Raw genomic sequence first — 25,619 nt, forward strand, 5'->3', positions numbered from 1 at the left:
ATTTGAACTTTTTCTTGAATTTTGCAATGTTTTTTCGTGCGAGTTTTACTTTTTAGCTTTTCACTAAGATGTAAAGGTGCTCTTTAATATGCAAGGCTCTATCTTTGAGATTGCGACTTGCTCTAAAGGCTGGGTATTTTTGCTCTAAAATGTGGCATTTTCCAAGTTTGGCAAGCTTTTTTAAAAACTCCTCTTTTTTGATAAAACCTTCGTTATTGTAAGAAAGCAAGATAATTTTTGCCTTTGTGTGCAAGATCAACTCAAATAAAGCCTCACTAGCTAGCCTTGCTTTGTTAAAATCACTCCTATTCCACTCTTTTGGTATGCCTGAAACCTTTGAGATCTCATTTGGTTTTTTATAAGTAGCGATTAAATTAAGCATAAAATAATTTGAAGCGTAAGGGTGCTGATTATAAGGTGGATCAAAATACGCTAAATCCACACTATCAAGTTCTTTAGCAAGGCTTAAAGCATCTTCTTGTCTAACTTCAAAGGGACAAGAAAAATTTGAAAATATAGGCATTTTAAGGCTCATTTGTCCTTTTATGCGTTTAAGTGCATGTTCTCCTGTGCCGCCAAATTTACCAAGTCCCATTTTATCCTTATAAAAGCCCTTAAAAACTCCACTTGTGTTTGCATGCACACTGGCTTCATAGATGAGAGGAGCGATGAAAAAATGCTGCAAGGAGCTTGGAATTTCTTTGCTGATAAGCTGTCTCATTGAGTCAAGATACAAAGCATTTGCTGGGGTATAAAATACTCTTTCACCAGCCTTGATCTTAAGTTCATCTTTTGGGGCATAAAGTTCGCTGATAAAGCCTTTTTGAGGCTTTAGATTATGGCTTAACTCATGATGATAATTTTGCAAGCTTTGAAGCTCTTTTTGGCTAGGATTTGCTAGATAGCATTCATTGATGATTTTTGAGTAATGCTCTAAATCATTTGCAATGATAAAACTTGAATGAGCCTTAGCAAAACGCGACACCACCCCACTTCCACTAAAAATATCCAAAAAGCTTAACTTTTCTTTTTTCAGCTCTTGTTTTGCAAATTCAAAACCTTGCTCTAAAAAGGGTAAAAGTGAGCGTTTATTGCCTAGATAAGTGATGATTTGTTCTTTTAGATAGGCTTTATTTTCACTCATACCCTACCTTTGAAATGAGGCTTAAAAAATCTTTCGCATAGTTTTTAAATTTTTCTTCGCCTACTCCAAAGACTGCTTTAAACTCAAGCTCATTTTGAGGTTTAAGCTTGCACATAGAAATCAAACTTTTATCGCTAAAGATCATAAAGGCTTTTTTATTTTCATGTTGTGCTAGCTTTAATCTTAACTTTTTAAGCTCTAAAAACAAAGCCTCGTCTTTGCTTTCAAGCTCAAAACTATGAGCCTTGCTTTTTGGTATTTTGCTTTCTTTTTCGAGCATGTGTTCTTTATCTTCTAATCTTGTTTTTAAAAATACTTTTTCATTATTAAAAAGCACCTTTTTAGCCTTTGGCAGGGTTTTTAAAACAGGATATTTGTCCTTGCTTTGCTCTAAAAGCTTTAAAGTTAAAAGCTCTTTGATGAGTGTATCAAGCTCAGCCTTGCTTTTTTCTTTCATCAAGGCAAAGGTAGAAAGCTTATCAAAGCCTAAATTCACAGCTCTTTGACTTGATATTCCTCTTAGAATTTCACTCACAAAGCTTATACCAAAGCCCTCATTCATTCTAATGATACAAGAAAGGATTTTTTGAGCTTCTATGCTAATGTCTTGAAGCTCAAACTCACTTTTACAATTGATACAACAATCACAATTTTGCGTTAAATCCTCCCCAAAATAAGCTAAAATATAAGCCTTTAAACATTCCTTATGAAAAGCAAAACCTTGCATAGCCTCAAGCAGTTTAAGCTCGTTTTGAATGAGCTTTTCATCTTTATCATCAGTGCAAATAAGCTTTTTATTCATCATTATATCGCCTTCATTAAAAAGCAATAAACAAGAGCTTTTAAGTCCGTCCCTACCGGCTCTGCCTATTTCTTGATAATAATGCTCTAAATTTTTAGGTAGATTAAAATGCACTATAAAACGTATATCTTTTTTATTAATCCCCATGCCAAAAGCATTTGTAGCCACCATGATCCTTGTTTTACCTTGCATAAAGCTTTCTTGAGCCCTTAGCCTTTCATCAGCCTCCATTCCAGCGTGGTATTTTTCACACTTAAAACCCTCTATATAAAGCCTTTTGTGTAATTCATCTGTGATTTTTCTTGTCATACAATAAACTATGCCATTTTGTCCTTTAAAATCTTGCAAAAAGGCAAATAATTTAGCGAATTTTTGCTTTAAACTGCCCTTAAAAAGCTCTAAATACAAATTTTCTCTATGAAAACCAGAGCTTAAAATGAAAGGATTTTTAAGCCTTAAAGCTGAGATAATATCCTCTCTAATCAAAGGCGTAGCTGTGGCTGTAAAAGCTGAAACTACGACTTTTTGTCCAAGTTTTTCTATAAAATCAGCAATTTGCAGGTAAGATGGGCGAAAATCCTGCCCCCAAGCACTAATGCAATGTGCTTCATCAACAGCGATTTGAGCGATTTTTTGCTTTTTGATAAAATTTAAAAAAGCCTCATTTTGCAAGCGTTCAGGGCTAACATAAAGCAGTTTTACCCTAGCTTTTCTAAGCTCTTTAAACACCGCTTCATTTTGGCTTAAATCTTGAGTGCTATTGATACAAAAGGCGGGGATATTTTTACTCCTTAGCTCTAAAACTTGATCTTGCATTAAAGAATTAAGCGGAGTAATAACCAAACTAAGCCCATCTAAAGCCAAAGCAGGGAGCTGAAAACACAAAGACTTCCCAGCTGAAGTAGGCATTAAAGCCAAAACATCTCTTTGAGCTAGAATTTCACTCATAAGCTCAAACTGCCCTTTTCTAAAGCTTGTGTAGGAAAAATGTTTTTTGAGTAAGGAAAGGAGCTGTTCTTTGTTATAAGATCTCAAAATGAAAGCCTTTTTATGTGAGTATTGATATACTAGCCTTAATTTTTCATAATCACCCTAGGTTTTAAAATTTCAAAATACATTTTAAAACCTAGTTCTTAAAAATTTATATGCTTATTTTTTAGGCACCACAAGCATATTGACATAACGTCCTTCAAAATTTGGTTCTTTGTCTCTGCTTGCTTTATCTTCTATATCTTGCCATATTTTTTCAAGTAAGGCTACGCCAGCTTCTGGGCTAGCCATTTCGCGTCCTTTTAAGAAAACTCTAAATTTGACATGTTTGCCTTGTTCTAGGAATTCAAGAGCGTGTTTTACCTTGTAATTGATGTCATTTTGAGCGATTTTCACTGAGAGTTTGATCTCTTTTATATCTATGACTTTTTGCTTTTTCTTGGCTTCTTTTTGCTTTTTTTCTTGTTGGTAGCGGTATTTACCAAAGTCCATGATTTTGGCAACTGGAGGTTTAGCATCAGGGGCGATTAGCACTAGATCAAGTCCTTTATTTTGTGCTAGTTTTAAAGCCTCATCACGTGATAACACTCCAAAAACTTCCCCACCATCGCCAACGCATCTTAGCTCACTTGCTCTTATTTCTTCATTAAGAAATACTTCTTTTTCCTTACTCAAAACACAACCTCATTCATTTTTTCCTTTATCAAAGTGTAAAAGTCCTCAAGGCTTATATTTGCCTGAGTTTTAGCTCTTCTATCCCTTAGAGCAACGCTGTTTTGTGCCACTTCCTCATCGCCTAAAACAATAATCATTGGTAATTTTTGCTTTTCTGCGGTGCGGATTTTTTTACTTAAGCTTTCATTTTTATCATAGATAGCTGAATCAACCCCACACTCAAGCAAGGCTTTTTGAATGCTTTTTGCATAACTTATGTGATTTTCATTGATAGGCACTATACCCACTTGAATTGGAGCGATGAAAAATGGAAATTCGCCTCCACAATGCTCAGTTAAAATGCCTATAAAGCGTTCAAAAGAGCCTAAAATAGCTCTATGAAGCATTACAGGACGTTGTTTGGTGTTATCACTTGCGGTGTATTCAAGCTCAAAACGTTCAGGCAGGTTAAAATCCACTTGTATAGTGCCGCACTGCCATTTTCTTTTTAAAGCATCAGTGATTTTTATGTCTATTTTTGGACCATAAAAAGCACCGCCACCCTCATCTATGCCGTATTTTAAGCCTTGTTCATCTAAAGCTTCTTTTAAAGCCCTTGTAGCATGTTCCCAAACTGCATCGCTTCCTATAGCCTTAGCAGGCTTGGTTGAAATTTCCATCTCATATTCAAAGCCAAAGGCTCGCATGAGTGAGCTTACAAAATCAAGTATTTCTAAAACAAGTTCTTTAATTTGAGCTGGCATACAAAAAATATGTGCGTCATCTTGAGTAAATTCACGCACCCTAAAAAGTCCGTGTAAAACTCCGCTTTTTTCGTGCCTATGCACAAGTCCGTATTCAAAGTATTTTATAGGCAAATCCCTATAACTTCGCACCTCACTTTGATAAATTTTAATATGTCCTACGCAGTTCATCGGCTTTATGCCGTATTCTTGCTCGTCAATGTGCGTAAAATACATATTTTCTTTATAATTATCATAATGTCCGCTGATCTTCCATACCTCAGCCTTTAAAAGCTCAGGTCCTCTTACAGGCTCATAGCCTCTTAAGCGGTGGATTTTGTATAAAATTTGCTCCAAACGACTTCTCATCTTTGCACCATTTGCAAGCCACAAAGGTAAGCCTCCACCGATTTGTTCATCAAAGGCAAAAAGCTTAAGTTCATTGCCAAGTTTTCTGTGATCTCTTTTTTTGGCTTCTTCTATGATGTGAAGGTATTCTTTTAAGCTTTGTTTGTCTGCAAAGGCTGTGCCATAAATGCGTGTAAGCATTTCGCGTTTTTCATCGCCTCCTAGATAAGCTCCAGCCACACGAGTGAGTTTAAAATGCTGTAAATACTTTGTATTTGGCACATGAGGACCACGGCATAAATCCTCAAAATCCCCTTGCTTATAAATGCTTACCTTACCATCTGGAATGCGTAGCATAACTTCTTGTTTTAAGTCATCATTTTGAAATTTAAGCTTTGCTTCGCTTTTGTCAATTTCATATTTGCTGATGTCAAGCTTTTGTTCAGCATACGCTCTCATCTTAGCTTCAATACGAGCTAAATCCTCTTCATTAAGCCTAGCATTTACTCTAAAATCATAATAAAAACCCTCATCAACCACAGGACCAACAAAAAATTTAGCCTCAGGATACAAAGCCTTAATAGCTTGAGCCATCAAATGCGCACAAGAATGACGCAAAAGACAAAGGCTAGCTGGGGAATTATCAAGATAAAGTTCTTGAAATTCACTTGTTTTTGTGCTATCTTGTAGGCTTTGAGTATCAAGGATAAAATCACTTTCATAGTATTCTTTGGGGCTCATTGCAGTGCTGTTTGTTTTTGTGTAGGCAATACATTCTTTGCTCAAATTCATAAACTCCTAAAAAATAAGTATAATTGTAGCTTTGCAAGCCTTAAGCTTATTTTAAATTTCATAAAATTTTTATAAAAAAGAGCTAAAATCATAAAATGCAAATCAAAACTTGAAATTTTCAGTATTTAAAATACCGCTTGCAAATAAAATCAAAAATAAAATTCCTAAGATAATGCGGTAATACCCAAAAGGCACAAAATCAAATTTAGAGATAAATTTAAGAAAAAACTTAATCACAAAAACAGCCACCACAAAAGCTGTGATAAAGCCTATAAAAAGAGGCATAAAAGCATTTTGCGCTAAAAGCATTTCATGGTTTTTAAAAATATCATATCCAGCTGCTATAAACATAGTAGGAATGGCAAGCAAAAAGCTAAACTCAGCTGCTGTTTTTCTATTTAAGCCAAGTAATAAGCCTCCTATTATGCTAGCACCACTTCTTGAGGTGCCAGGAATCATGGCTAAAGATTGGATTAAGCCTATAAAAAAAGCATGCTTAAAACTTACTTCATCAAGGGTATTGATCGCATAAGTTTTATTTTTATGTGCTTTTTCTATAAAAATAAAGACAAAACCCCCAAAAATAAGCATAAAAACGACGATAAAAGGATGAAAAAGCGTATCGATAAAAGAAGCTACGCCCAAGCCAATAAGTCCAGTTGGGATAAAACCAAAGGCAAGTTTAAGCCAAATTTCAAAACTCCTACTAAGTTTTTGCCAAAAGACAAAAATCACAGCTAAAATAGAACCAAGCTGAATGATGATAAGAAAAGAACGCCAAAAATCATTTATTTGTATGTTTAAAACGCTAGTAGCAAGGATCATATGTCCTGTTGAACTTACAGGTAAAAACTCTGTTAAACCCTCTACCACACCTAAAATAAGAGCATTAAAAATATCTTGCAAATGCTACCTTTAAAAGAAATTCAAAAAAGGCATTTTACTTAAACTTTTTAAATCAATCATCATTGTGCCGTTTTTATTTCATTTTCAAGCCAAAAAACAACTTCATTTCCAAGCTGATTTAAGGCTGTGTTAAATGCTTCAATCACAGCATTGATGTTTTGTTCTTTTATATTGGTTTGAAATTTAAAATGCTTGTGAGCAAGGATTTTATTGTTTTTTGCGTCGATTAAATTAACGCTTAAAGCTGTATTAACAAAGCTTTTATCTTTTTCAAAAACCTGCTCAAAATTATGCAATCTGCTTTCTAAAAATAAATCCGCATTTGCTTGGGTATTATAGCTTAAAACAGCCTTAAAAAGTTCGCTTTGCTCAAGTTTATATGCAAGCAAGGCTTCAAAAGCACTACTTGGCGAGCTTTTAAATATATGTTTAGCATATATACCAAATTCGCCATTTTGAATATAAGCGATTTCATTGCTCTTAAGATAAAGCAAGGCTTGCACAGCGTTGATTTTAAGCACTTTATTTTGCACGCTAGAAAGCTTTTTCATACTCTCATCGCTTTGAAGCAAATACACATTTAAAGCAGGCTGGGGCTTAGGACTTAAAGAGCAAGCACTGATGAACAAAAGGCTTATAGATAGTAAAAATATGCTTTTTATCGCTTTTGCTTTCATTTTATTCTCCTGGGGCTAATTTTTTTTGCGTACTTTTAAAAAGCAAGTCAGAAGGGTTTTGCTCTAAATTTGCACTTAAAGCATTAAGCCTTATAAGCAAGCTTTCAAGCAAAGCAAGGCTATTATTTAAATTTGAATCAAGATTATTTAAAGCCAAAGAGCCTTTTTGACTAAGTTCAGAAAAATCATTTGACGCAAGATACACAGAATCAGCAGCCTTAGCTACTTTTGAAGAAGCTAGGCTTAAATCCCTAAGCGTTTGTGAAAAAAATGCTGAGGCTGAGGCTGAATTCTTTAAAAGTATGGAGAAATTTTTTATATTTTCATCGCTAAGTATCATTCTTGCACTTTGATTAGTATAATCAAGCAGGTCAAAAAGCTTATCACTTTGCTTGTCTATGGTTGCTAAAAAGCTTTCTTTGGTTTTAATGATCGCGATATTTTCATCACTTGTTTGAAGCGGCACTGATGTGCTTTCATCACTTTTTAACTCTATATACTTAAGCCCTGTGATACCTTGAAGTTGCAAGGTTGCATAGGTGCTTTCATAAATGGGCGTATTGGCTTTAACTTTTATGAGTATTTTTACCCCTATGCCATTTTGGGCGTCTATGCTTGTATCCTCCACACTACCAACCTCAACCCCAAGCAATCTTACCGGTGCTTTTATACCAAGTCCTGAGATTGATTCTTTAGTATAAATTTGATAAAGCTTAAATTCTTCTTTATGTGAAAAACCACTCATAAAGATCAAGACAAATAAGCTTGCAAAAAATACCCCAAAAACAAAAATTCCTATCCACAAATAATTTGCCCTATTTTCCATACCCTACCCCATAAATCTTTTATACAAAGCCTCATCTTGAGCTAAAAGCTCACTTTGAGTGCCAAGAAAAGCCACTTTTTTATCCTTTAAGATCAAAAAGCGATCCAAAACATTTTTCATAGTTTCTTCATCATGTGTAACCATAACAATGCTAAGTTTAAAGCCTCGTTTAAGACTTAAAACAAGTTCATCAAATTCCCTTGAGCTATGCGGATCAAGCCCAGAACTTGGCTCATCTAAAAACAAAAGCTTAGAATCAAGTGCTAATGCCCTAGCAATAGCCACCCTTTTTACCATACCTCCACTAAGCTCGCTTGGAAAAAGCGTAGCCACACTCTCATCAAGCCCAGCCATTTTAAGCTTCATAAAAACAAGCTCTTTGATAGAGCTTGGGCTTAATTTGGTGTATTCTTTTAAAGGTAAGGCTATATTTTCAAAAACATTAAAAAAACTAAAAAGTGCGCCAAATTGAAACACCACTCCCCAATTTTGCCTCAAAAAAGCAGCGTCTTTTTCACTAATATTACTTAGTTTCTTACCAAAAATTTCATACTCCCCACCATCAAAATGCTCAAGCATCAACATTTGCTTTAAAAGCACTGATTTTCCGCTTCCAGAACCACCTAAAATACCAAAAATTTCATTTTCTTTTACCTCAAAACTCACCCCATCATGAATGCATTTTTTACCAAAGTTAGTGATGATATTTGAAGCCTTAATCACAGCTTTCATTAAATACCTGCCTGAGTTAAAAAAACAGAAAAAATCGCATCAAAAGCAATCACCCAAAAAATCGCATTTACAACGCTTTTTGTCGTGTAAATTCCTATGCTTTCTGTGGTATTTTTTACTTCAAAGCCACGAAAACAAGCAATAAGTGCGATTAAAAAGCCAAACATAGGAGCTTTAGCTACACCTATAATGATATGCTTGAGCTCTACAGCTTCTTTAAAACGGCGGATAAACTCTACATAATTAATGCCTAAATTTAAATCCGCTATCACCATGCCCCCAAGTATGCTCACAAAATCAGCCACGATGACGATTAAAGGCATAGCTAAGGTTAAGGCTACAACGCGTGGTAAAATGATAAAGCGAGCTGAGTCAAAGCCCATAGTATTCATAGCATTAATCTCATCAGTGATTTTCATCACCCCAATTTGGGCTGTATAAGAGCTTGCTGATCTACCAGCTATAACAATGGCTGCGATTAAAGGGGCGATTTCTCTTGTAGCTGAAATTCCTACTAAATCAACGATAAAGATATTTGCCCCAAATTGAGCGAGTTGATATGCTGCTTGATAAGCTAATACCACGCCTACAAGCAAAGAACTTAAAGCAATGATACCCAAAGCCCTTAAAGCACTATGTTCTATATGATATAAAAAGGCGATGAAACGAAATTCATGGGGGCGACGCAAGCAATGAAAAAAGCTTGCAAAAACCATACCTGTAAAAATGATAAAACGTTTAATCGCTTGTAAATTTGCTACGCTTTTCTTACCAAGCAAAACCAAAAAATCATCATACTCAAAGCCTTTTTTTTCTAAAGGTAAATCCTGAGTATAATTTTTCTCACAAAGCCTAAACAAATCAAGAGTGGCTTCATTTAAATTTATCCTTGAAAAAGCGATATTGCTTGCCTTAAGCTCATTTTCTAAAGCTAAAAAAAAGCAAATGCCAGCTGTATCTATGCGAACAAGGGCGAAGAAATCAAACACTACACTTTTAGCATCTTTTTGAATTTGCACGGAGTTTTTTAGGCTCATTAAAGTGTCTTTATCCCACACTCCAGTGATTTGAATTCTTTGCTCTTTAAGCTTATTCATCGCTTCAGCACAAACTCACATAGCTTATTTGGCTCAAAACCAAAGTATGCAAACACATCTTTATCTTTGCCACTTTCACCAAAACTTTCTATACCAAAAACCCTATCACAAAATTTATAAAGCTCATTTGAATGAGCGGCTTCAACGCCGATAACCTCGCCTTTTAAAAGCCTTTCTTGATAGCTTTTATCCTGCTTTTCAAAAAGTTCATAACAAGGCATAGAAACAACATTAACTCGCTCGCCCTTATTTTCTAAAAGCTTAGCTGTTTGCAAACAAAGACTTACTTCACTTCCACTTGCTAGAAGGGTTATGCTAGCATTATCAGCCTCTTTAAGCAAATACGCTCCATTTTTTACATCCCCAAAAACACCCTCATTTAAAGCCTCAAGTTTTTGACGACTTAAAATGAAGGCACAAGGTAAATCCTGAGCTAAAGCAAAGATCCAAGCCTTAACATTTTCAACCCCATCAGCTGGACGAAAGGTTAAGAAATTTGGCATGGCTCTAAAGGTGCTAAGTTGTTCTATAGGCTGGTGCGTTGGTCCATCTTCTCCAACTCCTATACTATCGTGCGTAAAGATAAAATAATGCCTTAATTTCATCAAAGCACTCAGCCTTGCAGCTGGTTTTAAATACTCACTAAAGATAAAAAAAGTTGCTGAAAAAGGCACAAAAAGCCCATATCTTGCAAAGGCATTATTGATCGCTGCCATAGCATGCTCTCTTATGCCAAAATGAATGTTTTTTCCTTCTATAAAATCCCCCATGCCTTTAAGCTCGGTTTTATTACTTGGAGCTAAATCAGCTGAACCTCCCAAAAAGCCTTCTATCTTAGCAGCAATGGCATTTAAAATTTCGCCATTACTATCTCTTGTAGCTACGCTTTTACCCTTAAAATCTGGATACGCAACTTCATTAAAATTTGGCTTTAAAAGCCTTTCAAGTAAGTCTTTTTTGCCTGATTTTTCAAGCAGACTTTGCCATTTTGCCTCCTCTAAATCCCCAAGCTCTAAGCCTGCACTAAAAGCAAATTTCACCTCTTGACTGATAAAAAAATCTTGATTTTCATCAAAATGAGCTTTTGCTTTTGCTCTTTTGATAAGCTCAGCTCCTAAAGGTGCGCCGTGGCTGTGGTGTGAGCCTTCAAGCTCTAGAGCACCTTTGGCGATTGTGGTTTTTGCGATGATTAAGCTTGGCTTTTTGCTGAGTTTTGCAAGCTCTATGGCGTTATTTATCGCATCAAAATCATGTCCATCAATCTCCTCAACGCTAAAACCTTGTGCTTCAAATCTCATTTTAACATTTTCATTAAAGGCTAAGCTTACATCGCCTTCTATTGAAATGGCGTTGCTATCATAGATCAAGATGAGATTATCAAGCTTATGAAGTCCAGCTAAAGAACAAGCCTCATAACTAATGCCCTCTTCTAAGTCCCCATCTCCACAAAAACAATACACCTTATGATTGATAAGCTCGCTACCAAGTAAGCTTTGAGCCTTTTTAGCCGCCATAGCAAAACCTACTGCATTTGCTACGCCTTGTCCTAAAGGACCTGTGGCTATTTCTACCCCACAAGTGCTGATCTCTGGGTGTCCCGGAGTTTTTGAATGCAATTGGCGGAAATTCTTAAGCTCATCTAAACTTAAATCATAACCACTAAGGTGTAAAAAGCTATAAAGCAAGGCTGAGGCATGTCCGCCTGAAAACACAAGACGGTCGCGGTTAAGCCAGCTTGGGTTTTTAGGATTGTGTTTTAAATGAAAGCTTAAGATAGTAAGTATATCAGCTAGTCCCAAAGGTGCGCCCGGGTGTCCTGAATTTGCCTTTTGCACCATATCAGCGCTTAAAAATCTTAAAGTATCAGCTTGTTTTTGAAGTAAATCAAAATTCATTTTTATTCCTTTTTAAATTTAAAGATAGGTTCGCACCAGTGTTTTTAGGCTTAAAGCTAAGTTTTTATCTAGTGTATCAAAGGCTTTAAGGCATTTTGCATTTAAATCCTCTTTTGCCTTTAAAGCCCCCTCAAGTGAGAGTAAATTCACAAAAGAGTTTTTGTGAGCATCATGTTTTGTTGGCTTTCCAGCAAGCTCTTTGGTGCTTGTTGCATCAAGTATATCATCATTGATCTGAAATAAAAGCCCTAGATCAAGTCCTAGTTTATAAAGCTCTTCGCATTCTTTAGTATTAAATTTACAAATCAAAGCCCCCATTTGAAGACTTGCTGCTATAAGTTTTGCGGTTTTGTGTATATGTAAAAACTCAAGCTCTTTTAAATCAAGCTTTTTATCCTCAAAAAAGCAATCCATAGCCTGCCCTATAACCATACCTTTAAGCCCAGCATTTAAAGCCAAACTCTTAACGAGCTTTATTATAAGCTCAGCTTCAAACTCAGCCTCACTTAAAAGTAAAAAAGCCTCAGTATTTAAAGCATCGCCTACTAAAATCGCTGTAGTTTCATCATAAGTCTTATGTAAAGTTGGCTCGCCTCGCCTAAAATCAGCATTATCCATAGCCGGTAAATCATCATGAATAAGCGAATAAGTATGGATAAGCTCTATAGCTAAAGCCACTTTTAAAGCCTTTTCAAGCAAGATAGGCTCTTTTACACTCACCACATTTAAAAGAAGTTGGGCTCTAAAATGCTTTCCTCCAGCTTTTAGCATTTTAGCTAAGGCTTCATTAAAAAAAGGGTGAAAACTTTGCACTTGGGGCAAATTTGCATTCAAATATGCTTTAAAAAGCCCCAAAATATCATGCTTCACTTAGTAAGCCTTATAAAAAACTGAAACATTCCATCGCCTATTGGATTGGAGTTTTGCTCTTGTATAGGTAAATTTTTGCTCGCTCTTGATATAAGTATATTCAGCTCATTGCTTGCATTAAAAGCTCTTTGCAGATCATCTTGAGAATTGATGATTTGATTATTTACCCTTAAAATTTTATCGCCAACCAAAAAGCCAGCTGTACTTGCTTTGCTTCTTGGCTCTACTCTTACAATGTTTAAGGCTCTATTTACGCTTAAGCCTAAATTTGAAGTAAAAAGTGCTCTAGCAGCAGCTGCAGCTGCTTGTCTTTGACGCACATTTGGATCAAGAGCTGCACTCATCGCCCTTGCACTTGAACTTAGAGTGCTTAAGTCTTTATTAAAAACTTCAGTTGAGATATTTAAGTCTTGATTATCTCTTAGCACTCTAAAATACAGCGTCGCACCACGATCGGCAAAGAGAATTTTTTCATTCAGCTTGCGTATATCATTGGCTGCTTCTCCATCAAGGCTTACAACCTCATCATTGACAAGAAATTGTCCGCTTTTTCGCACATTTTGCACATAAATTTTATTATCTCTAAAAGCAAAGTCAACACCCACATCGCCCCAATATACATCATTGTATTTTGCAAAATGATCTAAATAACGATTACCTATAAAAGAACCATCACTTAAACTAATACCAAGCATAGAACAACAAGGCGTATTAAGCTGTCCTACCTTAGTTGCAAAATCAAGCTGATCTCTTTCATCTAAATTTTGAGCTAAGTATTTTAAATGCCCTATATAAGGAGTTTTATCATCAATTATACCCACCCAATCATTACGAGTGAGGTTTTGCTCATCATATCTTTTAGTAGGAAATAAGCTAAAATCAGTCCTTACAAGGTATAAATTTAAAAAAGGATCGTATTTGACATAGCGATTGAGTTTTTTGCCATTTGCTGGTAAAACAGCGAGTAAATTTTCACTTAAAGCAAAGGCTTGCAAGCCCTCATACACTAAAACACTGGCTTTATTTTTGACAAAGCACGCTGCAAAGTCTTCAAATTTAGGACGCTCAACCCCAAACACAAAAGATATACTTACAAAAAACAATAAAAGGTATTTTTTCATCACCTAAATCCTCCTAAAATATCTCCAGCCAAGCTTTGTCTGCTTTGATTCACCATGGCAAGAGCATCATTTATAGCTGAAATGAGTAAAATTTGCAAAGACTCTTTATCCTCAAGCAAACTTTCATCAATGCTTACATCGATGATCTCGCCTTTGCCATTTGCACTTATTTTTACCAAACCACCGCCACTTTTAGCACTAAATTCTTTCTTGCTTAATTCTTCTTCAAATTCCTTAGCCTTTGCTTCTGCATTTTTAAGCAATTCGCCAACCTTAGAAAAATCCATATTTTCAAACATATATTTCCTTAAATTTTTAAGTAATTTTAGCTAAATTTTGATTATAAATCATTTTTTTATCATTTTTTTAAAAGCTCTTGCACCACTTCTTTGTCGCTAAATGGGTATTTTACGCCTTTAATTTCTTGATAATTCTCATCGCCTTTTCCCAAAATCACAACAAAATCGTCTTTAGTTTGTAATTTTAAAGCTTTTTCAATGGCTTTTTTTCTATCCACTTCAATAAAAACATTTTGCATATGCTCTTTGATACCACTTTGAATATCCTTGATGATAGCCATAGGCTCTTCACTACGCGGATTATCACTTGTAATGATAAGTGTTTTAGCGTATTTTAAAGCACAGCGAGCCATTAAGGGGCGTTTGCTTTTATCACGATCCCCTCCTGCTCCAAAGACTACGATTAAAGGCTTGTAATTTAAAGCCTCTAAAACTTTTTCTATGCCATCTGGAGTATGAGCAAAATCAACGATGACACCACAAGCTACACTTTCTATCCTGCCCTCAACACCCTTAAATTCGCTCACAGCTTGTTCTAAAGCCTTTATATCACATTTTGTAAGTTTAAGCACACAAGCAAGTGCTGCAAGGAGATTGTATAGATTAAAAAGCCCTACAAGAGGAGAATGAAAACTTAGCTCCTTATCTTTACACACAAGTTTTGCACTAATGCCCTTGCTTAAATCATAGCTTATGATCTTATAATCAGCCTCATTTTCAACCGCATAAGTAAAGGCGTTTTTGGGGTTATATTGTATAGCTAAAGCGTCTTTATTGATGAATTTCAAGCTTTTTTCATCTGTAAAAAAGCTTTCTTTTGCTTCTTGATAGGCTTTAAAACTCTTGTGAAAATCTAAATGATCTTGGCTTAAATTAGTAAAAATTTTAGCTGCAAATTCAAGGCTTTCTATACGGTTTTGTACCAAAGCATGAGAACTGACTTCCATGATAAAAAACTCACATTTAGCCTTGCTCGCCTGATAAAGATAAGACAAGGTTTTTAAAATCGGCGAGGTCGTTAAGCCTTTTTCATCAACCAAAACTCCATTTAAAAACGCCCCTCTTGTGCCACATAAAAAGACTTTAAAGCCAAGTTTTTGCAAGAAAAAAGCTATCATATTTGCCGTGCTTGTTTTGCCATTTGTGCCTGTTATCCCAATAAGTTTGATATTTTCGTCTATGTTTAAAAGTTTTTTGCATTCTAAGGGCGTGATAATCTTTAGTTTTTTTTCCTCAGCTTGCCTTATAAAGCTTTCATTTTGAGCTGTTTTAAGCCAAAAATCATTTGCTTCACATTCTAGGGTGTTATCGCTTATAAAGCCTTGCTCGCAGTGAATTTTCATTTTTTGCTTTCTAAAAGGCGAACTTTGAGCCTTTCAAATTTTTGATTTCCACTAAAAATCGTGCTTGTATTTTCAAGATAATTAAGCATTACTTCTTCATAGCCATTATCAAGTAATTTTTCTAAAAAGTCTAAAAAATCATTTTTATCGCTAATGATAAGTTTGTTCGCAAAGATCACATTTTCAAAGCTTTGCTTAAAACCAAGCTCTTTTTCACTTTCTAAAAAGTCCTTATAACTTAGAGCTTTGTTTTCATCATCTTTAAGATTTTTAGCCAAATTTGATCTTGATTCACTGACATTTAAAAGCTTTTCCATATCCTTGACTATGCTTGCGTGTTTATAATGCTTTAAATAAAACTCAAAAAGCAAAACCGCTTCTTCATAGCTTGTTAAAGCAAGCGTGCAAAGGCTAATAAAGACTAAAAGCTTTTGATTTTTGCGTTTTTCATATGCAAGGGCAAAAAAAAGCTTGGCATTATGAAAGTCATTTTCTCTAAATGCTTTTATACCAAGTGCTTTATAGCTTTGCGAACTCATCTTTACCACCATTTAAATTGATCAAAGTCAAATCAGGATGAATGTCGATTTTAAGATTTTTTTCAAGGGCATATTTTAAAGTCGTATGGCTTGCCACACAACCGCTACACGCTCCTATAAGTTTGATATACACCACTCCATTTTTTACGCCCAAAAACTCAAGCCCCCCGCCATCTCGCTCAAGTATGTAAAGGTTTTTAGCCAAACTTGCTTTAGCTGGTTCTATAAGTTCTTCATCACTAAAAGGAAGCATTATTTTCCTTAAAAAATTTTCTTTATACTTTACAACATTTGTCTTTAAAAAAAGGTAAATTTGCTGTTTTGTTTTGAATTTGCTTAGGCATTATAGCAAAGAAGAAACAATGTTTTTTTAAATTATTCTAAGATTTTTTTGTTAAAATTGTAATCTTAATTATAGAATTTCAAAGGCAAAAAATATGCAAAAAACAACGCAAATTCAAGGTTTTCATAAATTTAAACTCATTTTTATACTCGCTTTAATGTCAAGCGTGGCTCCACTTTCAACCGATATGTATTTACCTGCGCTTGAAAATGTCCAACACAGCTTTCAAACAAGCCCTTATTTAACCCAACTTTCCTTAGCAAGTTTTTTCATCGCCTTTGCTCTAGGGCAGCTCATTTATGGACCATTAAGCGATGTTTTTGGGCGAAAAAAGCCTCTTTATGTAGGTATAGGCTTATTTATACTCTCAAGCCTTGGGTGTTTTTTGATTGACAATATCTATGCTTTTATTTTTTTGCGTTTTTTAGAAGCTTTGGGCGGTTGTGCTGGGGTAGTGATCGCTAGAGCTGTAGTCAATGATCTTTTTGAGCTTAAAGAAGCTGCGGCTGTATTTGCTTTAATGATGGTTGTAAGCTCGCTTGCTCCTATGCTTGCGCCAAGTTTTGGTTCTTTGCTACTTCAATTTTTTTCTTGGCATAGTATTTTTGCGACTTTATTTGCTTTAGGTGTGCTTTTACTCGCACTTATAGTCTTTTGGCTTAAAGAATCAGCCCCACCACAAAAAGATGTGAAATTCTCAAACAAAGAAACCTTGCAATCCTATGCTTTTGTGCTTAAAGACAAGCCTTTTTTAGCCTATGTTGTCGCTGGAGCCTTAGCTATGGGCGGAATGTTTGCCTATATCACAAGCTCCTCGTATATCTTTAGTGAAATGTTTGATTTGAGTAAGCAAGAATATGGGATTTTATTTGGAGTGAATGCTCTTGGTTTTGTCATCTTTGCAAATATCAATGCAAAAATAGTGCTTAAATCCTCACCTTTCATTATCTTACCGCGTGCCTTTGTTGTGATGTTTATTATCAGCGTATTGTTGTTTGCGCTTCATTTTTCAGATAGCTTTTTAGCCTTTGAATTACCTTTGTTTTTTGTCATCGCTATGCTTGGCTTTTTGATGCCAAATTTAACCACCATAGCTATGGCTAGATTTAAAGAGCATTCTGGAACCGCTTCTGCTGTGCTTGGAAGTATTCAGTTTGGCTTTGCTGGCTTGATCTCATTTTTAGTGGGTAAGTTTAATGCTAATGATACTTTTTCTTTAGCTCTTATCATGGTGATTTGTTGTTTTTTAGCAATGATGATTTATGTTGTGGGAAGTAAATTCAAAGAGTGAAAAATCACTCTTTGATGAGGCTACTTGCTAAACAATTCTTCACATTCTTCTTTAGTAATGAAGCTTAAATTTGGGCGTCCAACCCATACTCCAGCTATAACTTCACTTTCCACGCAATATATCTTACCTCTTGTAGGTGTAAAATATAAAAATGAGTATTGCCCTAAGTCAGTAGTTGAAGTAATTAAAGCCAAAGGTTTGTTTTCCTCTACACTTAGAATTTTAGCAATTTTGCTTGGATTCATTACAACTCCCAAGTGTTCATCAAAGTGAAGGTGATTTATAAGTGTATCGTCTTGCAATTTTGGAGCCTTATTAACATTTAGATCAAAATTAACAATCGTTCCCCAAAAATTAGCAGGTCTTACTGCATACACACGAATTTGATCTTGTGCTGGGTTTTCAAGCACGCTATTTTCATCTACATTAAAACCCAAAGATGCGCTTTGTTCTTGATTATATACAAGATGATTTGGTGTAGCCGCGCATGCACTGAAAACTAGAGCAAAAAAAGCCAAAGCAATCATAAAAAAAAGTATTTTTTGTCAAAATTTGTTTCATTGTATATCCCTATTTATAATCATTAAAACGAGTAAATATATCTTACAAAAAAATCAAATTGTTGTTTGGCTTCAACCGAGAATGAGCCATAAGGTGTGTCAATATCAGCTTTTGATGTTGAAAAGGGCACTTTGACTCCAAATTCAAAAGAAGAACCTGATCCGTTGTTGGTTTGTGAATAAAATCTATAGCCTATATTACCAACTAGACCACTTTCGCTTGCACTTTTACCATAGGTTTGGGTAAGGAAATAACTTGAATTACGGATTTCTACAGCCATAATATCTTTACTCCATTTTGTATTCACAAAGCCAAGTCCAGCAAACAAACCATGAGAAGAGCGTTTAGAATCGATAAAGTTATAAAGCATATCTACATACGCTCCATAACTTGAGTTTGCAAGTATAAGTGACGCGGAAGGGCTAGCTTCATTTTTTTTACTGGAAATTTTAGCTTCAATATCAGCATAAGCCCTTAAACCAAATTTTGGGGTAATAAAATACTTATATCCAGCCAAAAACCCAAGACCTAAAGTAGATCCTGATGCAGATGAATTCGACATAGTCGCAGATGAACTGCTTGTTATTTCGCCATTCGTTTTTATAAACCCAGCACTCATGCCAGCACCCAAGATAATCCCGCTTTCTTCAGCAAAAAGAGCTTTTGTAAAGGCAAGCAAGAAACAAAACATGAAAACTATCTTTTTCATTCTAACTCCTCTTAGAAAAATATAAAATAGCTGATATTCTACCCCCCCCCCCCCTGAAGAAAAGCTTAAATTTAAGTTTAATTAAATATTTTTAGCTATGATTAAGCCTAAAAATTTAAATTTTAAGAAAGGAAACAATGAAAAAGATAGTTTTCATATCTTTACTTTGCATAAGTTCGGTATTTGGCTTTAGGCTTGGAAGCTTTGAACTTACGCCAGAAATCGGTGCTGGAGCCCAAAGAGTCAATGTAGATGGCGATACGCGTAATTATTGGAGTGCATACGGACGCGTATGGGTTGGTGCAAATAACCTTGTCATCACACCTCAAGTAAGATACACAAAGATGGATAATGCCTATAGCGATTTTACAAATTGGCAATACGGACTTTCTTTAGGTTATACGCTTGATCTTATCGCTTTTTATGCTACGCCTTATTTGGGGGCGAATTATTCACATTTTAGTGAGTATTATGATGATACTTTAGGCTATAATGCTGGCGTAAGAGTGCAGCCTGCGATTATCCCGCTTTCTTTAGGGCTTGAGTATGAATACCAAAGACCACACGATCGTTTTGGAAACTCTCATACTATAGATGGAATTCGCTTTAGTGTGGGTATAAGTTTTTAAATCATTTTTTTGATCTAAACGCTATCACTAGCACAAACTACCCTAGAATAATTAAGCTAGGGTAGTTTAAGGATTTAGAAAGTTAAGTTTTGTATCACACTTTGAAAGTTTTCAAACAAGTCTATAAAAAGACTTATTTGAGTAAATTCCAGCTTTTTAAGTAAAACTTTTCCAGCTAGAATTCAATGAATTTCTATAAAATTAGAAATTGAAAGTATAGCGAAGTCCTACAGCATAAGGTTGGCGAATTTTTAAATCGTCGCTAGAACCATCTTCCCAAGTTACACTTTTCTTAGTATCATTTAAGCCAAATCTGCTCCAAAGCTCAAAGCCATGAGTTTGAGTGTAGTTCATTCTTAAACCCAGATTGATACCAAAATCAATGCCTTTAGGTTTTACACTAAGTTCTTTGTGTTTGTATTTATTGCTTGCATAATCAAGGCTCAAACCACCAAAAGCACCATACTCAAAATCGCCACTTTGTAAGAAGTTATAAAGCACATCAGCATTTATGCCTATGTCAAATCTTGTGATTTGTCCAGTGCTTAAAGAAGGACCTGTATCTCCTGTAGTGTTTTTAGTGCCTGTTGTTAAATTAACATAGCCTCTAAAACCTAAATTGTCATCAAGGAAGTATTTATAACCACCAACTAAACCATAACGAAAACCCTTAAAGCCACTTGCTGAATCGCTGCCTTCACCTGTTATTTTTGCTTTATGTGAAGCATAGCCTCCGTCAATACCGACAAAAGCACCTGATTGTTCTGCTAAAGCTGCCGAAGAAGCTAAAGCTGAAACGAGAGCAAAGCTTGTTAAAACTTTTTTCATGTTAAACCTTTCTTAAGATAAGATAAAAAAGGAAAATTATAGCCCCCCCCCCCCTTAATATAAACTTAAATAGCTCCAAAACTTACAAAAAAATGAGAATTTTTTTAAAAAGATTAAGTTTTTTTGAAAAAAGATAGATTTTTATGTTTTTTAAAAAAGCATTTTTATTTTTAACTAAGAGAATTTTTTAATATACAATGAAGATTGGGATAAAATTTAGCCTTTAAAAAAGGCTAAATTAAGTTTTTAGGCTACAAATTCAATATAAGCCATAGAAGCCGCATCGCCTCTTCTTAGTCTTGTTTTGATAATCCTTGTGTAGCCACCATTTCTGTCTTTAAATTTTGGTGCGATTTCATTTACAAGTTTATTTGTCGTAGTTTTATCTTGTAAACTTGCAAAAACCACTCTGTGAGCGTTAAAATCACCTGCCCTAGCTCTTGTAACAAGTCTTTCTATATAGCCTCTTAGTTCTTTGGCTTTTTCAAGTGTAGTTTCAATCTTGCCACTTTTAATAAGCGCTATACTTAAATTCTTAAGCAAAGCTGCTCTATGAGCTGAAGTTCTACCAAGTTTTCTATATCCGTGTTTATGTCTCATTGTTTATCCTTCGTGTTTTGCTTTAAGCTCAGCGATCTTTTTCTTGAGTACTTCTTTGTTGTCGCTAAGCTTTGAAGTGCCTACTGGCAAGCCTATACTTTCCATGATGCTTTTGATCTCATCTAGGGATTTTTTACCTAAATTTTTAAGAGAACTAAGCTCATTAACGCTCATTAAAGCAAGTTCGCCTATATAGGTAATGCCTGCTTTTTCAAGGCAGTTAAAGCTTCTTGCACTTAAATTTAAATCAGTAATATTTTGAAGCAATTTCATATTTTCAATCTCATTTACGGCATTTTGATTTTTAATCACTGCACCGATATTTGTGATCTTATCAAATACGCTTAATTGCTTATACATAGCCTCAAGAGCATTTTCAAAGGCTTTATTTGGACTGATTTGTCCATCAGTTGTGATGGTAAAAACAACTTTTTCGTAGTCTGGATTATCCTCAAAAAGCACTTTTTCTATATCATATACTGCTTCTCTTACAGGAGTAAAGAAAGCATCAAGAGTGATATAATTGGTATCTGTGATGATATTTCGTATCTCTTCACTTGGCACATAGCCTATGCCTTTTTCAACAATAAGGCTAAATTTAAGCTCAGCATCTTCATTGATAGTAGCAAGATAGCTATCGCTATTGACTACTTCAACTTGATCGTTGTTTAAATCTTTGCCATAAATTTCTTTAGGTCCTTTAAAGTGAAATTCTAAAACCTCTTTTTCACTCTCGTTTTTAAGCTTGAAGCGGAGTTTTTTAAGATTGATGATAAAAAGAGCTACATCTTCAAGCATACCTCTCATACTATCAAATTCATGGCTTACGCCTTCTATATGCAAAGCTGTTGGAGCAAAACCAACGGTTGAGCTATAAAGTAAGCGACGAAGCGGATGGGCTAAAGTGATACCATAACCTATCTCAAAGGGCCAAGCTGAAATTTTCGCTGTGGTTTCGCTTACATTTTCAACGCTAAATTCCGTAGGTGTGTAAGCACTAGTTGTTATATGTCTCATCTATAAGCCTTTATTATTTAGAGTAAAGCTCAACGATAAATCTTTCCTCAACAGGAATGACAACTTCTTCTCGTTCTGGATTTCTTGTGAAAATTCCAAATCTTTTTTCTTTTTCCACATCTACCCAAGCCACTATACCAGTTTGAGCGGTAAGTTCTATGGCACGAGTAATTTGAGGATTGTTTTTGCTTTTTTCAGCAATTTCTATTTTTGCACCAGCTTCTACTCTAAAGCTTGGTATATCAACTCTTTTGCCATTGACTAAAATGTGTCCGTGTGTAACAAGCTGTCTTGCAAAACGACGAGTTGTTGCAAAGCCCATTCTATAAACTACATTGTCAAGTCTTTGTTCTAAAAGCTGGATAAGTAAAACCCCTGTATTGCCATCTTTTCTTGCAGCTTCAGCAAAAAGGCGGCGGAATTGCTTTTCACTTACCCCATACATAAATTTAGCTTTTTGTTTTTCTCTAAGCTGAAGTCCGTATTCGCTTATCTTGCCTCTTCTTGCTCCGTGTTGTCCTGGAGCATAAGGGCGTTTATCAAGCGCTGATTTGCCTGCTAGTCTTCTTTCGCCCTTTAAAGCAAGGCTGACTCCAAATCTTCTTTCAAGTTTTTCTACTGGTCCTCTATATCTTGCCATGATCTATCCTTATACTCTTCTTCTTTTTGGTGGGCGGCAGCCATTGTGTGCTAATGGGGTGATGTCTTTTAAGAAAAGCACTTTTATGCCCTCAACTGCACCTACGCTTTTTACTGCTGTTTCGCGTCCTGAGCCTGGACCTTGCACCTTGATACCTACTTCTTTAATGCCATGTTCTTTTGCCTTGCTTAAAGCATCTTCAACGGCTTGTTGAGCTGCATAAGGTGTTGATTTTTTAGAGCCTTTAAAGCCAAGTCCGCCAGCACTGCTCCATGCTATAGCATTACCCATTTCATCAGTAACTGTAACCATAGTGTTATTAAAGGTTGCACTGATATATACTATACCTTTTGCTATATTTTTTTTAGCAACTTTTTTCTTTACTATTTTTCTTTTAGCCATAATTTTTCCTTATACCACTATGATTTTGCACCGACTGTTTTGCGTTTGCCCTTGCGGGTTCTTGCGTTAGTCTTAGTTTTTTGTCCTCTTACTGGTAAGCCTTTTCTATGTCTTAAGCCTCTATAGCTTCCTAAATCCATCAAAGCCTTAATGTCCATAGCTACTTGCTTTCTTAAATCCCCTTCAACCATGTAAGATTCTTGAATTTCTTTACGAATGGCAGCTGCTTCATCTTCACTTAGTTCATGCACTCTTTTATCATAAGAAATGCCTGTTTTATCAAGAATTTTTCTTGAAGTGTGTAATCCTATACCATAGATGTAGGTTAAGCCATACTCAATTCTCTTTTTCTTTGGTAAATCTACCCCAGCAATACGAGCCATACTTTATCCTTGTCTTTGTTTGTGTTTTGGATTTTCGCAAATAATGCGAACAACGCCCTTGCGGCGAACTACTTTGCACTTGTCGCACATCTTTTTCACTGATGGTCTGACTTTCATCGTGTCTCCTAAAATGTAAATTCCACTTACACATTTGCTTCGGTTTTTTGAGTGAAACCAACTATTTTCAAAACAAGTGGTGAATTTTGAAAATACTTCTTCGCATAGCAAAAACGCTAATTTTATCTAAACTGAGCTTTAACTTCGCTTAGATCATTTATAGCGAAAAGTGATACGCCCTTTATCAAGGCTATAAGGTGTAAGCTCTACTTTTACGCGATCTTGGGGCATAATCCTGATATAATGCATTCTCATCTTACCAGCGATATGGCACAAAATCACATGTTTATTGTCAAGCTCTACTTTGAAATTTGCATTAGGCAAAGCTTCAATAACCGTGCCATCAATCTCAATAACATCGTCTTTTGCCAATTCTTCTCCTTTCCTTTAAAATAAAAAAGGCTCTATTTTAACAAATTTTTACTTTTATTTTTTTTAAATTAAGAAAAATAAGAAGAAAAACAATTTAAATTTTGAGTGGAAGAGCTCCACTCAAAATCTTATTTACTCAAAGTAAAGAGTAAATTTTCGCCATTTTGGTATGAGAGTATATTAAGTTTTTTATCCTCATCAAAGAAAAGGCTTCTTGCATTTGTGATATTTGCAGGGAAAGATAGGGTGCGGATTACTACCTCATCTTTAGGCTCTATCACTAAAATGGTATTGTAGTTTTTACTTAAAGCATATAAAAGTCCGTCTTGATAAGCTAGAGCTGTTACATAAAGCTCGCCTAAACTTCTATTTTCTTTAAGTTTATTATCAAGCATTTGTGGTGTAAATTCGCCTGAAAGCACTCTATCAGAAAGAGAAAATTTTGAGATTACAAAGCTTTTTTTATCTTTATTGTTTGGCACACTTGCAGTATAAAAATACTTGCCATCGCTTGCTAAACTTTGTATATGATGGAATTTCGCACGCACAGTGTCAAGTCTGCCTCTGCCAAGTCCTTTGCCTTGTCCTTCAAATTTATCATAACCTCTTACAAAATCAGCCCATTGCAAGCTTTCATCGGCATTTTCATTTTTACCAAAACGTAAAAGGCTTTTATTTGATCCTATAAGCATATATTTATCTTGCATATAAGGGATAATGCCTACGATTGGATCAATAGTAGCTGAAAAATACGGATCGATCTCAAAATCGCTTGTAAGTTTAAAATCCTTATCAAAGAAGAATACTTCAAATTTTGAGCTTGCTACAAATTCGTTATTGATGGAAGCAAGTGTATTTAAAGGTTTTGCAAAGTCTATTTTTTGTTCTTTGCTGACATTTAAAGCTTCATCAATCGCTACAGGAGCGTTATTTGAATCATTGCTAAATGTTATACCAAGTTTAGCTTCATTTGGTGCAAAAGCATAATCAGGTGCTTTAACATCTCTTTTTCCAAGCACGCTAAAGCCATTAAATTTACCATTCCAACCATCTGTGCTCCAGATGATGAATTTTGGATTTAAGCTAAAACGAACCGGATCGCCTTGTCCTGTATAAGGAGGGATACCAGTGCTGATAAAGGCTTGAACCACATTTGAAGCGACGATGATAGTTGAAATTAATACAGCTGAAAAGCTAAATTTGCACCATTTACGAACGCTTTCTCCATTCATTTCTTTATCAAAAGCACTTAGTTTTGGAGCAAAGAAAAAGAAAACGCCAAGTAAAAATACCACAGCAAAAAACACTACTTCAGCCCAAAAATAAGTATGAATTCCAAATACTTGCAAGCTAAAGCCTTGATCTAAGTCCCTGTGAGCGTGCATACCAAATTGAGCAAAAGACTGATAAAAGCCAAAAGCTGTCATGATTAAAAGCATGGCTAGGTATTTGCCTTTAAGCCCGTAACGCACGATGAAAAATGCCATTACGCCGATGAAAATCATAGCTTGTCTTTGTCCCCAGCACAAGGTGCAAGGGCTATCGCCCATTATATAACCAAAAATAACATTGGCTATACCAACCGGAAAGAGTATAAGCACCAAACCAGCTAAAGCCATTAAGAAGTAGAAAAACTTCACTTTGCAAGCATCTTTTGAGCAAGCATTATTTACACAAGTTTCACTCATCTTCTCTCCTTAAGGGTTGATAGTGGTTAAAAGCCCACTGCTCTTATGCCCTACATAAAGCACGATCATAATCGCCCAAGAAGCGACAACTAAACCAAAAGCGAGTTTTTCTTTTTCAGGTTTTTTAATGATGAGTATCAAGGCTATCAAAACCATTAAAAGTTCTAAAAACTCCATTTTTACTCCTTTTTTAAAGAATTTTTCGAGGCTAATAATAGCACTTTATTTTTAAATAAATCTTAAAATATAAGCATAAATTGA

At 35.3% G+C, this 25,619-nt stretch carries 30 protein-coding genes; 2 read left to right on the forward strand and 28 right to left on the reverse strand.

Going from position 1 to position 25,619, the window contains the following annotated elements; translation table 11 throughout:
* Positions 1–52: 52 nt before the first annotated feature.
* The 16 genes from DMB95_RS03815 to DMB95_RS03890 form a co-directional block, all read right to left on the reverse strand.
* Complete coding sequence (locus tag DMB95_RS03815) at positions 53–1,144, reverse strand: DNA adenine methylase (protein WP_142931002.1); 1,092 nt, start codon at positions 1,142–1,144, stop codon at positions 53–55.
* Positions 1,137–2,981: a DNA helicase RecQ gene (recQ, locus tag DMB95_RS03820; RefSeq protein WP_162056776.1), complete on the reverse strand. Its 1,845-nt coding sequence runs from the start codon at positions 2,979–2,981 to the stop codon at positions 1,137–1,139. The genes DMB95_RS03815 and recQ overlap by 8 nt, the downstream gene beginning before the upstream one ends.
* Before the next feature lie 114 nt (positions 2,982–3,095).
* Entirely contained in the window at positions 3,096–3,611 is a 516-nt protein-coding gene (gene infC, locus DMB95_RS03825; RefSeq protein WP_142931004.1) for a translation initiation factor IF-3, read from the reverse strand.
* Positions 3,608–5,422, reverse strand: coding sequence for a threonine--tRNA ligase (gene thrS, locus DMB95_RS03830; RefSeq protein ID WP_142931137.1), 1,815 nt, complete (start codon positions 5,420–5,422; stop codon positions 3,608–3,610). Before thrS ends, infC begins: the two co-directional genes overlap by 4 nt.
* Positions 5,423–5,575: 153 nt before the next feature.
* Positions 5,576–6,379, reverse strand: a complete 804-nt coding sequence (locus DMB95_RS03835) for an undecaprenyl-diphosphate phosphatase (RefSeq protein WP_142931005.1) — start codon at positions 6,377–6,379, stop codon at positions 5,576–5,578.
* A 59-nt stretch (positions 6,380–6,438) separates the two neighbouring features.
* Positions 6,439–7,056: an ABC-type transport auxiliary lipoprotein family protein gene (locus DMB95_RS03840; RefSeq protein WP_142931006.1), complete on the reverse strand. Its 618-nt coding sequence runs from the start codon at positions 7,054–7,056 to the stop codon at positions 6,439–6,441.
* 1 nt (position 7,057) lies between these two features.
* Positions 7,058–7,882 carry an MlaD family protein gene (locus DMB95_RS03845; protein WP_142931007.1) on the reverse strand — a complete coding sequence of 275 codons (825 nt, stop codon included), beginning with the start codon at positions 7,880–7,882 and terminating at the stop codon, positions 7,058–7,060.
* 3 nt (positions 7,883–7,885) lie between these two features.
* Complete coding sequence (locus DMB95_RS03850) at positions 7,886–8,614, reverse strand: ABC transporter ATP-binding protein (RefSeq protein WP_142931008.1); 729 nt, start codon at positions 8,612–8,614, stop codon at positions 7,886–7,888.
* Positions 8,614–9,711, reverse strand: a complete 1,098-nt coding sequence (locus DMB95_RS03855; RefSeq protein WP_142931009.1) for an ABC transporter permease — start codon at positions 9,709–9,711, stop codon at positions 8,614–8,616. Before DMB95_RS03855 ends, DMB95_RS03850 begins: the two co-directional genes overlap by 1 nt.
* Positions 9,708–11,606, reverse strand: coding sequence for a transketolase (gene tkt, locus DMB95_RS03860; protein WP_142931010.1), 1,899 nt, complete (start codon positions 11,604–11,606; stop codon positions 9,708–9,710). Before tkt ends, DMB95_RS03855 begins: the two co-directional genes overlap by 4 nt.
* Before the next feature lie 18 nt (positions 11,607–11,624).
* Positions 11,625–12,464: a polyprenyl synthetase family protein gene (locus DMB95_RS03865; protein ID WP_142931138.1), complete on the reverse strand. Its 840-nt coding sequence runs from the start codon at positions 12,462–12,464 to the stop codon at positions 11,625–11,627.
* An 8-nt stretch (positions 12,465–12,472) separates the two neighbouring features.
* Positions 12,473–13,597, reverse strand: a complete 1,125-nt coding sequence (locus DMB95_RS03870; protein WP_142931011.1) for a DUF7488 domain-containing protein — start codon at positions 13,595–13,597, stop codon at positions 12,473–12,475.
* Positions 13,597–13,896: a YbaB/EbfC family nucleoid-associated protein gene (locus DMB95_RS03875; RefSeq protein WP_034905286.1), complete on the reverse strand. Its 300-nt coding sequence runs from the start codon at positions 13,894–13,896 to the stop codon at positions 13,597–13,599. The genes DMB95_RS03870 and DMB95_RS03875 overlap by 1 nt, the downstream gene beginning before the upstream one ends.
* Positions 13,897–13,955: 59 nt before the next feature.
* Complete coding sequence (locus DMB95_RS03880; RefSeq protein ID WP_142931012.1) at positions 13,956–15,239, reverse strand: UDP-N-acetylmuramoyl-L-alanyl-D-glutamate--2,6-diaminopimelate ligase; 1,284 nt, start codon at positions 15,237–15,239, stop codon at positions 13,956–13,958.
* Positions 15,236–15,778 carry a histidine kinase gene (locus tag DMB95_RS03885; RefSeq protein WP_238386903.1) on the reverse strand — a complete coding sequence of 181 codons (543 nt, stop codon included), beginning with the start codon at positions 15,776–15,778 and terminating at the stop codon, positions 15,236–15,238. The genes DMB95_RS03880 and DMB95_RS03885 overlap by 4 nt, the downstream gene beginning before the upstream one ends.
* Positions 15,759–16,031 (reverse strand): NifU family protein, encoded by a 273-nt coding sequence (locus DMB95_RS03890; protein ID WP_137632332.1) that lies wholly within the window; start codon positions 16,029–16,031, stop codon positions 15,759–15,761. The genes DMB95_RS03885 and DMB95_RS03890 overlap by 20 nt, the downstream gene beginning before the upstream one ends.
* A 184-nt stretch (positions 16,032–16,215) precedes the next feature.
* Between DMB95_RS03890 and DMB95_RS03895 the strand changes: the two genes are divergently transcribed.
* A complete protein-coding gene (locus DMB95_RS03895) occupies positions 16,216–17,412 on the forward strand; it encodes a multidrug effflux MFS transporter (RefSeq protein WP_142931013.1) in 1,197 nt (398 codons plus the stop codon).
* Positions 17,413–17,432: 20 nt separating this feature from the next.
* On the opposite strand, the gene DMB95_RS03900 is transcribed toward DMB95_RS03895, so the two are convergent.
* Positions 17,433–17,930, reverse strand: a complete 498-nt coding sequence (locus tag DMB95_RS03900) for a hypothetical protein (RefSeq protein WP_142931014.1) — start codon at positions 17,928–17,930, stop codon at positions 17,433–17,435.
* 65 nt (positions 17,931–17,995) lie between these two features.
* Positions 17,996–18,664, reverse strand: coding sequence for an outer membrane beta-barrel protein (locus DMB95_RS03905; RefSeq protein ID WP_185906678.1), 669 nt, complete (start codon positions 18,662–18,664; stop codon positions 17,996–17,998).
* 155 nt (positions 18,665–18,819) lie between these two features.
* On the opposite strand from DMB95_RS03905, the gene DMB95_RS03910 reads away from it, so the two are divergent.
* Positions 18,820–19,311, forward strand: a complete 492-nt coding sequence (locus tag DMB95_RS03910; RefSeq protein ID WP_142931016.1) for a hypothetical protein — start codon at positions 18,820–18,822, stop codon at positions 19,309–19,311.
* Positions 19,312–19,512: 201 nt separating this feature from the next.
* Here DMB95_RS03910 and DMB95_RS03915 read toward each other — a convergent pair whose 3' ends face one another.
* The 10 genes from DMB95_RS03915 to dba all read right to left on the reverse strand — a co-directional run bounded on the left by DMB95_RS03915 (position 19,513) and on the right by dba (position 25,535).
* On the reverse strand, positions 19,513–20,139 hold the full coding sequence (locus DMB95_RS03915; RefSeq protein WP_142931017.1) for an outer membrane beta-barrel protein: 627 nt from the start codon (positions 20,137–20,139) through the stop codon (positions 19,513–19,515).
* A 246-nt stretch (positions 20,140–20,385) separates the two neighbouring features.
* Positions 20,386–20,739 (reverse strand): 50S ribosomal protein L17, encoded by a 354-nt coding sequence (gene rplQ / locus DMB95_RS03920; RefSeq protein ID WP_137632337.1) that lies wholly within the window; start codon positions 20,737–20,739, stop codon positions 20,386–20,388.
* A 3-nt stretch (positions 20,740–20,742) separates the two neighbouring features.
* Positions 20,743–21,756 (reverse strand): DNA-directed RNA polymerase subunit alpha, encoded by a 1,014-nt coding sequence (locus tag DMB95_RS03925; RefSeq protein ID WP_137632338.1) that lies wholly within the window; start codon positions 21,754–21,756, stop codon positions 20,743–20,745.
* Positions 21,757–21,769: 13 nt separating this feature from the next.
* Positions 21,770–22,396, reverse strand: coding sequence for a 30S ribosomal protein S4 (gene rpsD / locus DMB95_RS03930; RefSeq protein WP_142931018.1), 627 nt, complete (start codon positions 22,394–22,396; stop codon positions 21,770–21,772).
* Between the two features lie 9 nt (positions 22,397–22,405).
* On the reverse strand, positions 22,406–22,798 hold the full coding sequence (gene rpsK, locus DMB95_RS03935; RefSeq protein WP_034905263.1) for a 30S ribosomal protein S11: 393 nt from the start codon (positions 22,796–22,798) through the stop codon (positions 22,406–22,408).
* 17 nt (positions 22,799–22,815) lie between these two features.
* Positions 22,816–23,181 carry a 30S ribosomal protein S13 gene (gene rpsM / locus DMB95_RS03940; RefSeq protein WP_137632340.1) on the reverse strand — a complete coding sequence of 122 codons (366 nt, stop codon included), beginning with the start codon at positions 23,179–23,181 and terminating at the stop codon, positions 22,816–22,818.
* A gap of 3 nt (positions 23,182–23,184) precedes the next feature.
* Positions 23,185–23,298: a 50S ribosomal protein L36 gene (gene rpmJ, locus DMB95_RS03945; RefSeq protein ID WP_002781429.1), complete on the reverse strand. Its 114-nt coding sequence runs from the start codon at positions 23,296–23,298 to the stop codon at positions 23,185–23,187.
* A gap of 153 nt (positions 23,299–23,451) precedes the next feature.
* Entirely contained in the window at positions 23,452–23,670 is a 219-nt protein-coding gene (infA, locus tag DMB95_RS03950; RefSeq protein WP_034905261.1) for a translation initiation factor IF-1, read from the reverse strand.
* Between the two features lie 128 nt (positions 23,671–23,798).
* Positions 23,799–25,358, reverse strand: coding sequence for a disulfide bond formation protein DsbI (gene dsbI / locus DMB95_RS03955; protein WP_142931019.1), 1,560 nt, complete (start codon positions 25,356–25,358; stop codon positions 23,799–23,801).
* A 9-nt stretch (positions 25,359–25,367) separates the two neighbouring features.
* Positions 25,368–25,535 carry a disulfide bond formation protein Dba gene (gene dba, locus DMB95_RS03960; RefSeq protein WP_137632342.1) on the reverse strand — a complete coding sequence of 56 codons (168 nt, stop codon included), beginning with the start codon at positions 25,533–25,535 and terminating at the stop codon, positions 25,368–25,370.
* Between the last annotated feature and the right edge of the window lie 84 nt (positions 25,536–25,619).

It is taken from the genome of Campylobacter sp. MIT 12-8780 (genome assembly GCF_006864535.1).
Classification (GTDB): Bacteria; Campylobacterota; Campylobacteria; order Campylobacterales; family Campylobacteraceae; genus Campylobacter_D.

Bases quoted from the DNA above. Each gene is read 5' to 3' on its own strand.
- DMB95_RS03850 (WP_142931008.1), bottom strand. From the start codon at position 8,614: ATGAAAGCTGTGATTAAGGCTTCAAATATCATCACTAACTTTGGTAAA.
- DMB95_RS03840 (WP_142931006.1), bottom strand. From the start codon at position 7,056: ATGAAAGCAAAAGCGATAAAAAGCATATTTTTACTATCTATAAGCCTT.
- DMB95_RS03875 (WP_034905286.1), bottom strand. From the start codon at position 13,896: ATGTTTGAAAATATGGATTTTTCTAAGGTTGGCGAATTGCTTAAAAAT.
- rpsM (WP_137632340.1), bottom strand. From the start codon at position 23,181: ATGGCTCGTATTGCTGGGGTAGATTTACCAAAGAAAAAGAGAATTGAG.
- DMB95_RS03880 (WP_142931012.1), bottom strand. From the start codon at position 15,239: ATGAAAATTCACTGCGAGCAAGGCTTTATAAGCGATAACACCCTAGAA.
- rpsK (WP_034905263.1), bottom strand. From the start codon at position 22,798: ATGGCTAAAAGAAAAATAGTAAAGAAAAAAGTTGCTAAAAAAAATATA.
- DMB95_RS03895 (WP_142931013.1), top strand. From the start codon at position 16,216: ATGCAAAAAACAACGCAAATTCAAGGTTTTCATAAATTTAAACTCATT.
- dba (WP_137632342.1), bottom strand. From the start codon at position 25,535: ATGGAGTTTTTAGAACTTTTAATGGTTTTGATAGCCTTGATACTCATC.
- DMB95_RS03925 (WP_137632338.1), bottom strand. From the start codon at position 21,756: ATGAGACATATAACAACTAGTGCTTACACACCTACGGAATTTAGCGTT.
- DMB95_RS03885 (WP_238386903.1), bottom strand. From the start codon at position 15,778: ATGAGTTCGCAAAGCTATAAAGCACTTGGTATAAAAGCATTTAGAGAA.
- DMB95_RS03915 (WP_142931017.1), bottom strand. From the start codon at position 20,139: ATGAAAAAAGTTTTAACAAGCTTTGCTCTCGTTTCAGCTTTAGCTTCT.
- thrS (WP_142931137.1), bottom strand. From the start codon at position 5,422: ATGAGCCCCAAAGAATACTATGAAAGTGATTTTATCCTTGATACTCAA.
- dsbI (WP_142931019.1), bottom strand. From the start codon at position 25,358: ATGAGTGAAACTTGTGTAAATAATGCTTGCTCAAAAGATGCTTGCAAA.
- tkt (WP_142931010.1), bottom strand. From the start codon at position 11,606: ATGAATTTTGATTTACTTCAAAAACAAGCTGATACTTTAAGATTTTTA.
- DMB95_RS03910 (WP_142931016.1), top strand. From the start codon at position 18,820: ATGAAAAAGATAGTTTTCATATCTTTACTTTGCATAAGTTCGGTATTT.
- DMB95_RS03815 (WP_142931002.1), bottom strand. From the start codon at position 1,144: ATGAGTGAAAATAAAGCCTATCTAAAAGAACAAATCATCACTTATCTA.
- rplQ (WP_137632337.1), bottom strand. From the start codon at position 20,739: ATGAGACATAAACACGGATATAGAAAACTTGGTAGAACTTCAGCTCAT.
- rpsD (WP_142931018.1), bottom strand. From the start codon at position 22,396: ATGGCAAGATATAGAGGACCAGTAGAAAAACTTGAAAGAAGATTTGGA.
- DMB95_RS03870 (WP_142931011.1), bottom strand. From the start codon at position 13,597: ATGAAAAAATACCTTTTATTGTTTTTTGTAAGTATATCTTTTGTGTTT.
- rpmJ (WP_002781429.1), bottom strand. From the start codon at position 23,298: ATGAAAGTCAGACCATCAGTGAAAAAGATGTGCGACAAGTGCAAAGTA.
- DMB95_RS03845 (WP_142931007.1), bottom strand. From the start codon at position 7,882: ATGGAAAATAGGGCAAATTATTTGTGGATAGGAATTTTTGTTTTTGGG.
- DMB95_RS03855 (WP_142931009.1), bottom strand. From the start codon at position 9,711: ATGAATAAGCTTAAAGAGCAAAGAATTCAAATCACTGGAGTGTGGGAT.
- DMB95_RS03890 (WP_137632332.1), bottom strand. From the start codon at position 16,031: ATGCTTCCTTTTAGTGATGAAGAACTTATAGAACCAGCTAAAGCAAGT.
- DMB95_RS03905 (WP_185906678.1), bottom strand. From the start codon at position 18,664: ATGTTTTGTTTCTTGCTTGCCTTTACAAAAGCTCTTTTTGCTGAAGAA.